Raw genomic sequence first — 15,979 nt, 5'->3', positions numbered from 1 at the left:
CAGTTGATACACTTTTTTAGTCTTTCATCCAAATTGTACTATGAATCTCTGCAGATTCCAAAGTATTTGTTAATACCTTGTCACTAAGCGTTTCGATTAGAGTAGCTCGTTGTGAACTATAGCCAGCAATGGTCAGTGTTAGTGGGTATGAGTTTGTATTAGACAAGTTATAGCCACGCACGATAATCTCATTTTGATGTTCTTTTCGTTTCATTGTAGTTAGTAAATAACCGTCAGATTGAATGGTTAAAAATTGTTTAGTTGTTGCTAAACTACCTGAATGCTGTGTTGTTTGACAACTTGAAAGTGGCACTTGGAAATTTTGTGCGGCTTTAAAGGTAGTGTTATAGTCATCTGAACCATGGAAATCAACTGCAAATTCGACTTTTTGTGGACCGAAGCATTGAGCTTCTGGTGTTGCAAAGTAACCCCAATCACCTAATTCGCCTGTAGCGCGGAAAATAGTTAGCGCAATAGTTGTGTCTTTTTCGACAAGTTCGTATTCATTGATGCCAAAGTTGGCAACAGTGACTCCAGCTTTTTCGTCACGAACATTAACAAATGCTTGTTGATGTTGTGGATTAGTTGGATTTTCCCAAGACGAGCTGACTGCATTTGGTCTTTCTACTACTTCGTAAATACTCTCAGCGTAATGAACGTCTGTTTGAATCTTCGTTGGGAATAAGACACGTAGCCGATGATTTTTCATTTGGTTGTTGAAGCTAGTCGTAAATTTAAGCTGCGAGCTATTTTGATCTAGTCGAATCAAGGTTGTAATTTCTAGAGGAACTAGTTCCTTACTGCGACCAGCTTTTCGGTCTCTGAATTCAGTAACAGAATACATTTCTTCATTCAAGATCGCTTCATCTGCACTAATAGGAATCATCATCGTCTGCGTTAGAGCAATTTCTGCTAACAAGGGGCTATCAGTTACAATTGAAACGGTAGAAAGGAACTCATGCCCATAAATAGCTTTGTCTCCTTCTGGTTGTTTAAAGATATATTCATTAGCAATATCGCCAACATTTTCGTAGGTTAAGAAATTATCATGAGTGATGGCTGTTTTTTTATCCATAATTCTTAAGCGACCATCCGCTTTTATGACGACCTTTATGTGCTCGTTTTCTAATACTTGCCCATTATCTTGAATTAAACTAGTCGTATTTTTTTGTGTCACTTTTTCAACAAGTGCGTAGCCTTTCCATGACATTTCAGGCATCTCGCTGACCATCACACGAACTTTGATATAACGAGCCATAAACGGTACTCTAAAACCGTCTTTTGGTAGATCATAGCCGAAGCGAACATCTGTATCGATGATTTCGGCTGTCACTTCTTGTCCAGTTTCATCAATCACAACTAGATCAGGAATCTCTTCATTTTTTAGCTTATAATATTGATCATTTGGAGCTCCGTCTGAAAATAAAGCGCGTGTCCATTCTATTTCAGTTTCAATCACATCGGATTTTGGATTGCCACTTGTGTTAACTAAAACGAAGGGCTTGCTGTTTTCAGGGAAGCAACTTGTGTCAATTGCAGAGGCCAATGTGTCTAAGGCTTCACTGGCTAAGAAGCGGCCAACCTCTAATGATTTAGCAAAACGAGTCATCATTTCCTGATGAACTTCATCAACACTACAGCCGCAAATACTGTCATGAGGATGATTTTGTAAAAGTAATTTCCATGCGTACCGTAGTTCGTCGTGAGGATAGTTCCCCGTAAGCTCTGAGGCCATCGTTGCTAGCGGTTCTGTAATGTTTTCTAATTGACGCTGTACCTCGGTATTCTTTTGTTTTAAATAAATACGTGCTGATGAGGTGTTAGCTAGGGTATACCAACCGTCAGTTTCTTGACTGGTCAATTCGCCTTCAACTGTACTAAGGGTTGCTGGCGCATCAGCCATAACGGCTTTCAAATAGTCATCAAAGCTGCTGTGAATAAAGTCATAGTCTGGGAATAATTGGTTTGCTAATTTGATTGCTTTAGTCACATCTTTTTGAAGTGGTTGGTGGTCACAGCCATTCATCATCAAGAGATGACCTGTTGAAGCATATTGCTCAGCATCAGCTAATTTGGTATTCCAAAAGTTAATGGCCGCTTCTTTTTCGACAGGAATTTCATTGCCATTACTGTACCAGTTGGCAAATAGCACACTAAAAATTTTTGAACTATCAGGGCCTTGCCACCACATTTCAGAAAACTGTGAGGCATACTTTTCATCATTAATAACAGCATTATTGAAACCAGTTGGTTTAACACCACGACCAAAGGCCGCAACTTCTATGCCACCTTCACGCATCATTTGTGGAGCTTGTCCCATATTACCAAAGGTGTCAGGGAAGTAGCCAAGCATAACAGGATCGCCCCATTTGCGACTTTCTTCTAAGCCAATTAACATATTTCGTGTGTTCGATTCGGCACTGATTAAGAAATCATCTTGTAAAATATAGAAGGGGCCGATTTTTAATTTTCCATCAGCAATTGCTTGGCGAACTTCGGCTTCTTTTTGAGGCCGAACCTCCAGATAGTCGTCAAGTGCAATCGTTTGGCCATCTAAATGAAAACTGTGAAAATCTGGATCGACTTTGATGAGTTCTAAGAAATCATCCATCAGTGCAACAAGACGCATGTGATGTTGTTCGTAAGGCATATACCACTCGCGATCCCAATGACTGTGGGAAATAATGTAAACTTTTTTCTTTGTCATAATAGTTAATTCTCCTTATATGCTAAAGAGCTAGTCTGTGAAAAGACTAGCTCCTAGTTTAATTAATTGATTGAAGCTATCTAATTGTCAGTGTGACTCTTAGTTGCTGAGTAAAGCTATCTGTTATTTTTCAACGCGAATATCGTAGTAGTCCATGACTAATTCACAAAACATCATATTAGCCCACGAGAACCATTCTCGTGTAAATTCGTCAGGATTATCAACATTGACTCCTTCGTGCATAAGGTCAGTTCCACCAGTTGTTGATGCTAACATATCAAGTATTCGTTTTTTCTCACTCTTATCAGAAGTAGTCATCCCTTCTATAGAAACGGCTATCGGCCAGATATAGTTTTCAGGTGTATGAGAACTGCCAATTCCTTTTGCGAATTTTCCTTCATAATAATAAGGATTTTCTGAGCTTAACAACGTTTTTCTCGTTGCGAGGTAAACTGGATCTTTTTCATCGCAATACCCCAAATAAGGAGCAGCCATTAAGCTTGGGACATTTGAATCATCTTGAATAGAAAAGTTGCCTAAGCCATCCACTTCGTAAGCAAAGATTGTTTCGTCAGCCGCGTTTTTTACTTGAGCAAACTCTTTAATTCCAGCATCAATTTCTTTTTTCAATTTATTAGCTCGTGCGACAACATCTGGTTGTGGCAAAATATCTGTATAAATTTCTTCTAGATAAGCTAATACAACGACAGCAAACATATTTGACGGAACTAGGTAGCCATAGATACAACGATCATCACTTGGACGGAAACCAGACCAAGTCATGCCAGTTTTAGCGACAGGGGTTCCTTTACCATCATGAGTTAAGGTGTCTTCTTCACGCCAAGTATCACGTTCAAAAGTGTAAGGTGATTGACTATGATCTTGTTCAGTTTCCCAAACAGTCAAGATTTTTTCCACACCATCTTTAAAATCTTGGTTGAAGTGGGCAGTATCGCCTGTTGCTTTGTAAAGCAAGTAAGCAAGTTGAACAGGGTAACATAATGAATCGATTTCATATTTCCGTTCCCAAATCCACGGTGTCATTTCTGTGTCGTCTGTTTGGTGTCCCGCGTTATTTGCCTCTTCATTAAATGCGTTAGCATAAGGGTCCATATTGATATAGAAGAATTGTCGTTTGACTAGTCCAGCAATCATCGCCGCTAAGTCAGGGTCATTTTTAGCAATAGGGAGGTAAGGGCGAACTTGAGCGGTAGAGTCTCTTAGCCACATTGCAGGGATATCACCAGTTAATAAAAATGTTGTTTGGTCCTCTAAACGCTTAACTGTTGTTAAAAGCGTGTTAGCAAAACAATTAGAGAAAATCTCGCCCCATTTAGGATTGTCTGCTTGAGTTTTAGCTTTCATGTCATCCATAAAAAGTTGAACAGATGTTGGAACTTTTTCATAAGCCATTAAAATAGCCTCCTTAAAATGATATATCATTTGTTTGCAATTACGATTATATGGTATATCATTGGATTTGTCTAGTGGAAATATAATAGAAAATATAGGACAGATTATAGCTGATACTTGTTATAGCTGACGATGACTAATAAGTAAGTATGGATGATAGATAGAATTAGCAGTAATAAGTGATTTATCGCTCTTTGTAGTCTGCTAGTAAGTAGTGTGGTAAAATATGAATCAGAGAAACGGAGAGACTATCATGAAGAAAAAACCGTTATACCAAGTGATTTTAAATGATATAAAAAATGATATATTGACAGGTAAATTTAAACCGGATGAGCAAATTCCGACTGAATTAGAACTCGCAGAGCGCTATCAAGTTAGTCGAATAACATCTAAACGAGCACTAGCGGAATTAGAGAATCAAGGATTCATTTACCGTTTACGAGGGAAGGGCAGTTTTGTGAAGGAAGCGGTTGTCCGTAAGTTATCTGGAGATAAAACGGATCTTCTATTTGTGATGCCATTTCCTAAAGATATTGGTTTTGGCAATTACACACAGGGGATTTTTCAAGCGATTGAACATACTCCTTATCGACTAGTTGTACAATCTCATGAGAGCCTGAATCAAGAAACCTTGGGAACTATTATTGAGCATTATGCAGGGATTATTTTTTATCCGATTAATCGGGGATCTGATTTGGAAATGCTCTATAGTCTGTTTCTTCATCAGATGCCAACGGTTATCTTAGATAAAGAGTATGAAGGAATAGAATTTACGACAGTAGTCTCAGATAATCAGCAAGGTGGTTTTGAAGCGACGAATCATTTGTTGAAGACAGGGTTAAAAAAAGTCGCTTTTGTCAGTAGTCAGCCCATTATGGAAATTTCAACGATTAGAGAACGTTATTTAGGCTATCTTAAAGCTCTCCATCATCAAAAAAATCCATCAAAATTATTATATGAAGATCTAGGTCATAACTCATTCGATAACTTTGTTGATGAGGTCATCGATTCGGCTATTAAAGAAGGAGTCGAAGGCTTAGTGGCTGAAAATGATTTAGTTGCGATTGCCCTAATCAATCATATTAAACAACGCGGGTTAACTATTCCAAAGGATTTATCTATTGTTGGTTTTGACAATATTCAAGCTAGTGAGTTATTGGAGCCTAAGCTGACAACTGTTGGTCAGAATTTTACTGAGATGGGATTGTTAGCGTGTCAAAAATTGATTGAACAAATCGAAAGTCCTTTGCCTATTTGCGAAACACTTGTCGTAGATGTTGATTTTATTGAGCGAGAGACTACTAAAAAAGTGAGTGGGTTTTAGTGAAACAGATATCGGTATTAATAAAACCAGCCTCGTCTTTATGTAACTTACGCTGTCAGTATTGTTTTTATGCTGATATTAGTGATATGCGAGAGGTTCGCTCTTTTGGTCGGATGACAATTGAGGTGATGGAAAAGATGATTGATTCTCTTTTTTTGGATCTTGAAGAAGGGGATCACTTATCTGTTGCTTTCCAAGGAGGGGAGCCAACCTTAGCTGGTTTAGCCTATTTTCAAGCTTTCGTGGCATATGTGGAGCGGCAAGTTAAGAAAATTAGTGTTAATTATGCAATTCAAACGAATGGTACCTTGATTGATGAGGCTTGGTGTGCGTTTTTTAAGGAGCATCATTTTTTAGTCGGATTATCTTTGGACGGTGGGCATAAGTTTCATGATAGTTATCGTGTAGACGCTAAGGGAAGAGGGACTTTTTCGAAAGTTCTGGAGACAAAGCAGTTATTTGATCGTTATGGCATTGAATACAATGTTCTTTGCGTACTGACCAATCAAAATGCTCGCCATCCCAAACAATTGTTTAATTTCATCATGAGTAATAAAATAAAATTTATGCAGTTTATTCCTTGCTTGGATGAGTTAGAAGCAGAGACGCCTTCGATTTATGCGTTAACACCAGAGCGTTTTGCTAGTTTTTATAAGCAACTTTTTTTTCTATGGCAAAAGGAATACCACAAAGGTCAATACTATAGCATTAATTTGTTTGATAATGTCGCTAATTTATTAGGACATGGTCAAGTGAATGCTTGCGGTTTGGTTGGTAAATGTGCGGTTCAATATGTGATTGAAGCAGATGGCAGTGTCTATCCCTGTGATTTTTATGTGCTGGATGAGTATAGATTAGGAAATATCACTGAAAAAACCTTGAGGGAGCTATTTTCGGTGAAAATTGCCCGTAATTTTTTACAAACTCCTCGCGATATGAGTGGTTTATGTGAGAGCTGTTCTTATATTAACGTCTGTGGTGGTGGATGTAAGCGAATGGAGCAGACGATTTATAAAAATAGAGAAGGCACTTATTGTGGCTATCAGGATGTTTTGAAAACAATAGCTAGACCATTGTTTGAAATTAGTCGTAGTTGATTATAAATTGTGTTCCTTTTTTGAAAGGGAACATAAAGTAAAAGAGAATGAAGCATACGCCAAAATCCGCGTGTGTCTCATTCTCTTTCTAGTTTATGTCAATTAATTTTAACTTGTATTTCAATAATAAAACGCGGGTGACGCTCTTATTAATTTTTTCGATGGGAATTTTTTTGTCTTTGACAGCTTTAATGACAGCTGGTATTTGTGTGTGATAGCTGGAGCTCAGTATTAAATCTGCGCTACTGTTAATTGCTGAAATTGCGGCGTCTTCCTGAGTAGTAAATTCTTTTAAGCCTGCCATATCAAAATCATCTGTCATGATGACACCATTAAATTTTAGCTCTTTTCGTAAGTAGTCGTAGACGTTGCTTGAGATAGAAGCTGGTTTTTTATCATCTAAAGCATTGACGATGTTGTGGGTAATTAGAACTGAGTCGGCACCAGCTTCAATTCCTTTAATGAAAGGAGGGAGTGCCTCTTTTTTTAATTCTTCAAGGGAACGTTTATCACGTACAATTTCTAAGTGAGAGTCGCGGTTATCGCCATAGCCAGGAAAATGCTTGAGAGTGCTACCAATGCCTAGTTTATTCATTTCTTTAACGGCTGTTTCAATATAGCGAGTAGTCTCATCGATATTTTTACCAAGGGTACGTTCATAGATAAACGAGTTTGGGTTGGTAGAAGCATCTGCCACAGGGGCGAGGCTCATTGAAATACCGAGATCATTTAAAATAGACGCTTGATAAGCTAGCTCTTTTTTTACTCCATCTAAGCCGCCATCTTGGTAGCTTTTTTGAGGAGAGCTAAATGCTTTTTTTAGAAAACCTTTTTCATAGCTCAATCGTGAAACTACCCCACCCTCTTCATCAGAAGCAATAATTAAAGGAAGCCCAGCCGCTTTTTGGTAACTTGTAATTTTCTTTTTTAATGAATCTTGGGATTCTCCTGCAATATCTCGGCTAAAAAGCAGATAGCCACCTAAATGATAGCTGGTTAAATCTTCTAATTGGTTTGTTTCAGGCACCCTAGCTAAAAATAGTTGACCTACTTTTTCTTCAAGGGTCATCTCAGATACTTGTCTATCAAAGGCTTTTTCAGGATCAATGGCAGTTAAGATTGGCAAGGGCCGTTTTTTTATGAGTGTTTTAGCTAAAGTGATTTGAGTATTACCGACCTGTTTAGTTGGTAATGTCTTAGATGAAGCTTGTAGATAGTAAAAGCCAGCAATTAAGCCGAAAAGGCCAACGATGATACTAGCTAGCTTTAGTTTTTTAGTCATGTGGATCTGTCTCTCCTTTTTTTCTTCCTAATTGGAAGGTGGAAACCTTATTTCCGTAACTGATACTAGCTATTATAGTAGCACAATCAGACGAATCGAAACAACCAAAGAGGACTAAAAAGACTTAAATTTTTTCTCTTTTTAATGAAGAAAATCTGATAAATGAAAAGTAGTTAAGTTTAATTTTTGATAATATGATATATCATATGTTTACAAATACGTTTAAATGATATATCATTGCGCTAGAAAGAGATATGTAAAAGGAGTGATGTTATGTTAACTGAAAAAGATTTACTAGCGATTGACACCCGCCAAGGCACAAATAATCAACATGCGTATTCAAATGGAAACTGTTTGCCTTACACGGCTGTCCCTTTTGGAATGAATCATTTTGTGGCGCAAACAGCAGATCAGAGAGGGAGCTGGTACTTTAATCCACATGATCGTGTGTTTCAAGGATTTCGATTAACCCACCAACCGAGTCCATGGATGGGAGATTTTTCAAGTCTGTTAATGACTCCAATTGCTGGGAGAGTCAATGATTATAGTTTATTTACTATTCAAAGCAGTTATCGCCCAGAGGAAGCTGTCTATGCTCCTCATTATAATAAAATTAAGCAAGAACGATATCAAATTACATCTGAGCTAGTCCCTACAACGTATGGAGCTGCTATTACGAGTCAGTATCTTTATGGAGAGAATGCGGGATTTGTCTTAACTAGTAAAGGTCGCTTTAGCTTAAGTATTGATTCAGCGACCAATCGTCTTTCTGGTTTTGTAATTAATTATTCTGGCTCTGAGGATCCGGATTTTAAAATGTACGTTGAGTTAACCTTTAGTCATCCAATTGATATGGAAACAAGTGGCTTTTATCAAGATGATCAATTACTATCAACGGCTAGTCTAGAAGGTGAAGACCTTCAATTAGTGATTCGCTTTAAAGAGTGTCAGTCACTTGAAACAAGGTTAGCTACCAGTTTTATTTCATTGGAGCAAGCAAGTTTCAACTGTCAAGAATTTATGAATGACTCATTTCAGGCGTTGAAGGAACAGGCGAGTGCTAAGTGGTTGAATTACTTAAATCGAATCGAAGTTCAGGATCGACAAGAGGAGGTAGTTAAGACATTTTATACGTCTCTTTATCGCACTTTTTTATTCCCTCAAAAATTTTACGAGGTTGATATGAAGGGACGAGATATCCATTATGACACACTGAGTCGGACTGTTAAGGAGGGGAAACTTTATACGAATAATGGTTTTTGGGATACGTATAAGACTGTTTACCCACTTTATTCATTGATTGCAGTGGAAGACTATCAAGAAATGCTTGAGGGGTTTTTGAATTCGTACCACAATGCTGGTTATCTGCCGAAGTGGCTATCGCCTGATGAACGAGGGTTAATGCCTGGTACACTTGTGGATGCTGTTATAGCTGATGCGGCGGTCAAAGGCATCGCCCAAGAATTAATGCCCGAATTTCTCGAAGCGATGATTAAAGGTGCTACTGTTCAAAGCGATCATCCGCACTATGGTCGTCGTGGAACAAATCAGTACAATAAAATGGGGTATGTGTCATCAGAATATGGAGAAAGTGTCAATCATACACAGGACTATGCCTACTCAGATTTTTGTATTGGTCAAGTTGCGACATCAGAAGGTCAGCACGAATTGGCACAAACGTACTTTGAGCGTTCGCATAATTACCGCAATATTTTTGATAAGTCCGTTGGCTTCATGCGGGCAAAAGAACCGGATGGGACATTTGTAGCTGATTTTCACCCATTTAACTGGGGGAGAGATTATACAGAAGGTTCGGCTTGGCAAAATAGTTTTGCTGTCTATCATGACTTTGCTGATTTGATTAAACTTCATGGTGGTACAACTGCCTTCTTTGAAAAATTAATTGAGCTGTGCAATACGTATCCTGAATTCAAGGATTTAGGCTATGGCTTTGAAATTCACGAGATGAGTGAGATGGCAGCTGTTAATTTTGGACAAGTTGCGATGTCTAATCAACCAAGCTTCCATCTACCCTACCTCTTTAACTATGTGAATCAACCGCTCTATACCCAGTTGTTGGTTAAAAACATTAAAGATAATCTCTTTAACACTGGCTGGGATGGCTACCCAGGAGATGAAGATAATGGCAGTACAGCAGCTTGGTATATTTTTTCAAGTCTAGGCTTTTATCCTGTGTGCCCTGGTTCAGGAGAGTACATTATTGGTATTCCAAGTTTTGAACAAGTGACGCTTCATCTATCTAATGGGAAAAGCTTATCAATTGTGGCTGAAAATCAAGCATCCACCCATCATTTTGTGGGACAAGTGCGTCAAGGCAATCAGCGTGTGAGTTCACTTGCGATTACTCATCAAGCGCTATTGACTGGTGAAACCGTCCATTTTGATATGACCTTAGTTCCACCGATTGCTAATTCAGAGGAGAAACTACCTTTTTCATTAAGTAACTAATTTAAATGTCGAAGCTGTGACAACCGTTGTTTTGCTTCAAATGGAGGGAGAGATTTTTGTCTCCCTCTTTTTTTGCGTAGTCATATAGTTAGTACTATGAATCACTATGATTTGTTTCTTAATCTTATTTCTAACTGTAGTAAAATAGGGGAACAATATTAAATAAAGAGGAGTCGTAAGATGGAGCATTTACAGAAAAAATTAGCGGATTATCAGGAAGTCTACACTAAAGGTCGTTATGAAGTAATAGAAAAAGCTAAAATAAAGGTGAAATTTTGGGGGAAGTTTTATCGATTCGAGGCTTATAAGGATATGATTAGGTCTGAGCAGCAGCATTCTAGCATTGAATGGTTTGCTAGCGACACAGAAGAGCCAGTTGATTTAAATTTCTATCATGAATTCGATCGCAAATTGACGCCCGATAGCTTTTCTTTAGATATCAGTGAAGCTGGGAAGGTCATTATTAAGACAAAAAATCTAAGAGGTTTTCGTTATGGGGTAGAGGCTTTTAATCTGCTAATCGAGGCAACTGATGATAGTGTGGCGTATCCTCTAGTGACCATCAAACATGACGTATCTTTCCAGTTACGTGGTGTTATTGAAGGCTTTTATGGGATACCATGGCAACATAGCGATCGGATTGATTTGCTACACTATCTTGGAAAAGAACGATTAAACACTTATATGTATGCGCCAAAGGATGATGAGTATCAGCGGAAGTTATGGCGTGACTTATATCCAGCCGAAGCTCTTGAGAAATTTTCAGAGCTGTTATCTGTTGCAGAGTCAGAGGAGATTGATTTTTATTACATGATCAGTCCAGGGAATGACATTGACTATACCTTGCCAGAAGAAGTCGCTGTATTAACGACTAAGTTACAACAATTAGTTGATTTAGGGGTTCGCCATTTTGGACTCTTGCTAGATGATATTGATTACCTCTTAAAAGGGAATGCTAAGCGTAAATTTTCATCAGCAGCGAGTGCCCATGCTTACTTAATTACACAGGTAGATACGTATTTAAGCAGTCAGTTAGCTGATTATAGTTTAGTAGCTTGTCCGACAGAGTATGATAACCATCATGACTCACTTTACTTAGAAATTTTGAATCGCGAATTAGCGCCTCATATTCCTTTATTTTGGACAGGGCCTGCAACCTTAGCGACACAAATAAGTACAGCAGATATTGACACAATGTCTGCTTCATACAATCGTCCAATTGTTATTTGGGATAATATTCCTGTGAATGATTATCAGAAGGACTACGAGCTCCTCTTTTTAAGTCCTTATGAAAATCGGTCACCAAAGTTGAATGATCCTAGTTATCAAGTAGTCGGAATTGTTTCTAATCCAATGGCACAATGGGAACTATCAAAATTAACGATCCATAATATGAGTCAGTACTTATGGCATTCAGAAAAATTTGATGTGTCAACTTCTTGGGATAAAACAATCGCTGCATATGGAGGGGAAGAATACGCTGAGGCTCTTAAGATTTTTGCTGCGTATAATCCTAATAAATACACACGTGAGGTTTTAAGTTATCAGCAACGTAAGGAAATAGCTGAAAAAGATCACCATTCTATCTCAAATGAATTGGCTAAACTACAGTTTTCCGCTAAAGTATTGGCCAAATTACCTAGTTCGGCATTTCAAGAGCAGTGTGGGCCGTGGTTAGCACGAGTTGAAAAAGATTTAGCGTATTGGCAAGTGGTTATGACAGGTGATAAAAACGCAATTAAGGAACACTATGCTACTTTAAGTCAATATCCTCACCGGTTAGGAACTGATTTAGTTCAACAGTATGTAGAGCATTGGTCATTATTAGAAAATTAATTTGATTGGCCTGATAAAAGAGGAGATGAAAGTGAAAAATACTTTATCTTCTCTTTTTACTTAGTTATATTAGTGGCAAGAATGAAACTCAGATTGTGAATTTTATTGTTTAACAGTTGTTATTTTATTATGTATATTCAAGCATAATTAGCCAGAAAAATATAAAATATCCATTTTTTGAATTAAAGAAACCTTGTAATGGCGCTGATTGTAAACAAGTACCTATATTCTGTAGACAAAAATCAATGATTTATCTCTTATTTTTATAGCGCTTTATTCGTATAATAAGAATGTGAAATTGATTAAAAGTGTTTAGCTTTTCGAAGGAGGAGTAATATGAAGCAGTTAAAGAAAGCGATGAAACACAAGGCCTTACTTTTGATGGCTCTACCAGGAACTATTTGGTTGATCGTCTTTTTCTATATTCCAGTATTGGGAAATGTCGTAGCTTTCAAAAATTTTAGAATATCAGATGGAGGATTTATCAAAAGTTTGATTGATAGTCCGTGGGTAGGCTTTAAGAATTTTGAGTTTTTATTCAAGTCTTCTAACGCGTATATTATCACGCGAAATACTGTCTTGTATAATGCAACCTTCATTGTTTTGAACTTATTGGTTGCGGTTATATTTGCAGTTATTTTAAGTCAATTGCGCTCGCGAAAATCTATCAAGGTTATTCAGACCTCTATGCTATTACCTTATTTTCTGTCATGGGTTATTATTGATTTCTTTGTAAATTCATTTTTAAATCCAGAAAAAGGGTTATTCAATGCCATTATTAACGCAAACGGCGGTGAAGCTATTAGTTGGTATAACGAACCTAAGTATTGGCCGTTTATCATCATCTTTATGGGGGTATGGAAAGGGATTGGCTACAACAGTATTATCTACTTTGCTTCAATCATGGGGATTGATCCAACGTACTATGAAGCAGCAGAAGTTGATGGTGCGACTAAGTGGCAACAAATTATTCATGTGACAATTCCTCAATTGATTCCACTAATGACTGTTTTGACAATCTTGGCAGTAGGGAATATTTTTAGAGCAGACTTCGGTCTCTTTTATCAATTACCTCGTGAGTCAGGAGCATTATTCGATGTGACTAATGTGCTGGATACTTACATCTTTAGAGGGTTAATGAAGAGTGGCGATATTGGCATGGCATCAGCTGCCGGTCTTTATCAATCAGTTGTCGGGTGTATTTTAGTAGTTGTAACTAACTTAATTGCTAGAAAATACGATGAAAGCTCAGCATTATTCTAAGAGGGGAGACTAGCATGAAAAAGAAAAAGAAAATTGATTCAGTTAATCTTAAAGGCTTCAGTAAGCCAGTTAACATTTTGTTCACTATTTTAATGGCAATTGTTGCACTTGGATGCGTTTTTCCATTTCTCTTTGTCATCATTATCTCCTTTACGAGTGAGCAGTCGATAGTCCAAAACGGCTATCAATTGATTCCTTCAAGTTGGAGTTTAGATGGGTATCGCTATTTGCTTGAAATGAAAGAACAGATTTTACAAGCGTTGTTTATTACCATTTTTGTAACAGTCTTTGGGACAATTGTTAACGTCGTTTTTACGTCAACATACGCTTATGCAATCTCAAGACAAAATTTACCTTTTCGTCGCTTTTTCACGATGTTTGCTTTAGCATCTATGCTATTTAGTGCTGGTATGGTTCCTAACTATATTGTTATGACCAACTTACTTGGCTTAAAAGATACGATTTGGGCGTTGATTTTACCAATGGCTCTGTCACCATTTAATATTATTGTTATGCGAACCTTTTATCGGCGGTCGGTTCCTGATGCAATTATTGAAGCAGCCCGTATTGACGGTGCAGGTGAGTTACGGACCTTTTTACAAATTGTGTTACCACTGTCAGTTCCCGGAATTGCAACAATTAGTTTGTTTGCGGCCTTAGCCTACTGGAACGACTGGTTCAATGCACTACTTTATATCCAAAGTGATAACTTAGTGCCACTACAATATTTATTGATGAAAATTCAAGCGAATATTGATTTCATGATGCAAAATACAGCATTAGGTGCTCAGGTCACTGGTGGAATTGGGATTCCAAAAGAAGCAACACGGATGGCAATGGTGGTTGTATCAACACTACCAATTGCAGTGGCGTATCCATTCTTCCAAAAGTACTTTGTTGGAGGATTGACAATCGGTGGCGTCAAAGAATAGGTTATAATCTGGACGGAGCGTATGTGTGAGGCGTATAGCTTTCTATCATACCTCTGTCTGGTATAATAAAAATCTGAAGTAGAAAATCGGAGGGAACGAACGTGAAAAAAACGTTTAAAAAGTTGATGTTAGCAAGTATGAGTTTAGCTTTAGTTGGTACTTTAGCAGCCTGCGGAAATTTAACCGGAGACAAGCAAAAATCAAAGAAAAATGATAAGGCTAGTGGCGATACAACTACCTTAACAATGTATCGTGTTGGGGAAAAGCCAAAAAATTATGATGAGTTGATGGAAGTAGTTAATAAGCGCATGAAAGAAGAAGTTGGCGCTGAATTGAATATTCAATACATTGGTTGGGGCGATTATCAAAATAAAATGTCTGTTATTACTTCTTCTGGTGAAGATTATGACATCGCTTTCGCTGACAGCTATGTTAACACCGCTCAAAAGGGTGCTTATAAAGATTTAACAGAACTGGCTCCTAAGTATGCCAAAGAAACTTATGAGAATTTGGATCCAACTTATATTGAAGGTAACATGGTAGATGGTAAATTGTATGCGATTCCTGTCAATGCTAACGTATTTGCACAGCGTGTAATGACCTTTGATAAAGAATTAGTGGATAAATACGATTTAGATATTTCTAAAGTAAAAACAATTGCTGATTTAGAACCGTTACTAAAAGTTATTAAAGAAAATGAGCCAAATATTTCTCCTTTACCAGCAGGAAAAGATACACGAATGGGACATATTGATTATGTGTATGATGTTAACGTTCCATTAGGAATTGATATTGAAGGCGACAAAACTAAGATTATTAATCCTTATGCGGATTCAGCACGTATGAAACGCGATATAACTGATATGCATAACTTGTTTACTAAAAAATATATTCCACAAGATGCAGCAACAAGTGATGAAATTTATCGTTTAGATGATAAAACTTGGTTCGTTCGTATTGAAACACAAGGACCTTACGATTATGGCGATACCATCTTGACACGTGCAGCTGGTCGTGAATTGGTTTCTGTACCATTAACAACACCACTTAAAGATAACGGTCAAATGTTTGTAGCAAACTGGGTTATTTCTAATACATCTAAAAATGCTGAAAAGGCATTAGAAGCGATTAACCTAATCAACACAGACCAAGATTTACTTGCAACAATGGTCTTTGGTAAAGAGGGCGAAGGCTGGGAAAAAATTGGCGACGATCACATGAAGACGTTACCTGGTTATGATGCAAGTAACAAAGTTATTGGTGGAGCTTGGATGACAGGTGACAATAATAAAATTTACTTAGATGAAAAAATAACAGATGAAATGGTAGCAGAACGTGATGAAAAAATTGCTTCTGCAGAGAAATCACCATTACTAGGTTTCAATTTCAATGCTGAAGAAGTTAAGACTGAAATTACAAACCTATCAAACGTAACAGGTCAGTACAGAGCTGGTTTAAGCACTGGAACACTTGATCCTGAAAAAGCTCTTCCAGAATTCAATGCAAAACTGAAAGAAGCTGGTTTAGAAAAAGTTCAAGCAGAAATGCAAAAACAATTTGATGAATTTATGAAATCAAAATAGTTAACAGAAACTTTTGGGACAGAGGTAAATTTCTTTTATGAGATTTGCCTTTGTTTTCTTAACTTTATACTGA

At 37.5% G+C, this 15,979-nt stretch carries 10 protein-coding genes; 7 read left to right on the top strand and 3 right to left on the bottom strand.

Features of this window, described 5'->3' with window-relative positions; genetic code table 11:
• Positions 1–16: 16 nt before the first annotated feature.
• Together AC5KOD_RS15650 and AC5KOD_RS15645 are read right to left on the bottom strand one after the other, a co-directional pair.
• Positions 17–2,707, bottom strand: a complete 2,691-nt coding sequence (locus AC5KOD_RS15650; RefSeq protein ID WP_496915508.1) for an alpha-mannosidase — start codon at positions 2,705–2,707, stop codon at positions 17–19.
• Between the two features lie 123 nt (positions 2,708–2,830).
• Positions 2,831–4,120, bottom strand: coding sequence for a glycoside hydrolase family 125 protein (locus AC5KOD_RS15645; RefSeq protein ID WP_496915507.1), 1,290 nt, complete (start codon positions 4,118–4,120; stop codon positions 2,831–2,833).
• Between the two features lie 253 nt (positions 4,121–4,373).
• Here AC5KOD_RS15645 and AC5KOD_RS15640 point away from each other — a divergent pair, with 253 nt between their 5' ends.
• Positions 4,374–5,444: a GntR family transcriptional regulator gene (locus tag AC5KOD_RS15640; RefSeq protein WP_496915506.1), complete on the top strand. Its 1,071-nt coding sequence runs from the start codon at positions 4,374–4,376 to the stop codon at positions 5,442–5,444.
• A complete protein-coding gene (locus AC5KOD_RS15635) occupies positions 5,444–6,541 on the top strand; it encodes a radical SAM protein (protein WP_496915505.1) in 1,098 nt (365 codons plus the stop codon). Before AC5KOD_RS15640 ends, AC5KOD_RS15635 begins: the two co-directional genes overlap by 1 nt.
• Positions 6,542–6,629: 88 nt before the next feature.
• Here the strand turns inward: AC5KOD_RS15635 and AC5KOD_RS15630 are convergent, their stop codons facing one another.
• On the bottom strand, positions 6,630–7,823 hold the full coding sequence (locus AC5KOD_RS15630; protein WP_496915504.1) for a glycoside hydrolase family 3 N-terminal domain-containing protein: 1,194 nt from the start codon (positions 7,821–7,823) through the stop codon (positions 6,630–6,632).
• A gap of 273 nt (positions 7,824–8,096) precedes the next feature.
• On the opposite strand from AC5KOD_RS15630, the gene AC5KOD_RS15625 reads away from it, so the two are divergent.
• The 5 genes from AC5KOD_RS15625 to AC5KOD_RS15605 all read left to right on the top strand — a co-directional run bounded on the left by AC5KOD_RS15625 (position 8,097) and on the right by AC5KOD_RS15605 (position 15,906).
• Entirely contained in the window at positions 8,097–10,292 is a 2,196-nt protein-coding gene (locus AC5KOD_RS15625) for a GH92 family glycosyl hydrolase (protein ID WP_496915503.1), read from the top strand.
• 180 nt (positions 10,293–10,472) lie between these two features.
• The gene (locus AC5KOD_RS15620; RefSeq protein WP_496915502.1) at positions 10,473–12,128 is read left to right on the top strand and encodes a protein O-GlcNAcase; all 1,656 of its coding nucleotides are present in this window, start codon (positions 10,473–10,475) and stop codon (positions 12,126–12,128) included.
• Between the two features lie 336 nt (positions 12,129–12,464).
• Complete coding sequence (locus tag AC5KOD_RS15615; protein WP_496915501.1) at positions 12,465–13,391, top strand: ABC transporter permease; 927 nt, start codon at positions 12,465–12,467, stop codon at positions 13,389–13,391.
• Between the two features lie 14 nt (positions 13,392–13,405).
• Positions 13,406–14,323 (top strand): carbohydrate ABC transporter permease, encoded by a 918-nt coding sequence (locus AC5KOD_RS15610; protein ID WP_496915500.1) that lies wholly within the window; start codon positions 13,406–13,408, stop codon positions 14,321–14,323.
• A gap of 125 nt (positions 14,324–14,448) precedes the next feature.
• Positions 14,449–15,906, top strand: coding sequence for an ABC transporter substrate-binding protein (locus tag AC5KOD_RS15605; RefSeq protein ID WP_496915562.1), 1,458 nt, complete (start codon positions 14,449–14,451; stop codon positions 15,904–15,906).
• Positions 15,907–15,979: the final 73 nt, after the last annotated feature.

It is taken from the genome of Vagococcus sp. WN80Y (assembly GCF_059621045.1).
Note: the sequence above shows the minus strand (reverse complement) of the source record. Positions and strands in the feature narration are given on the sequence as shown.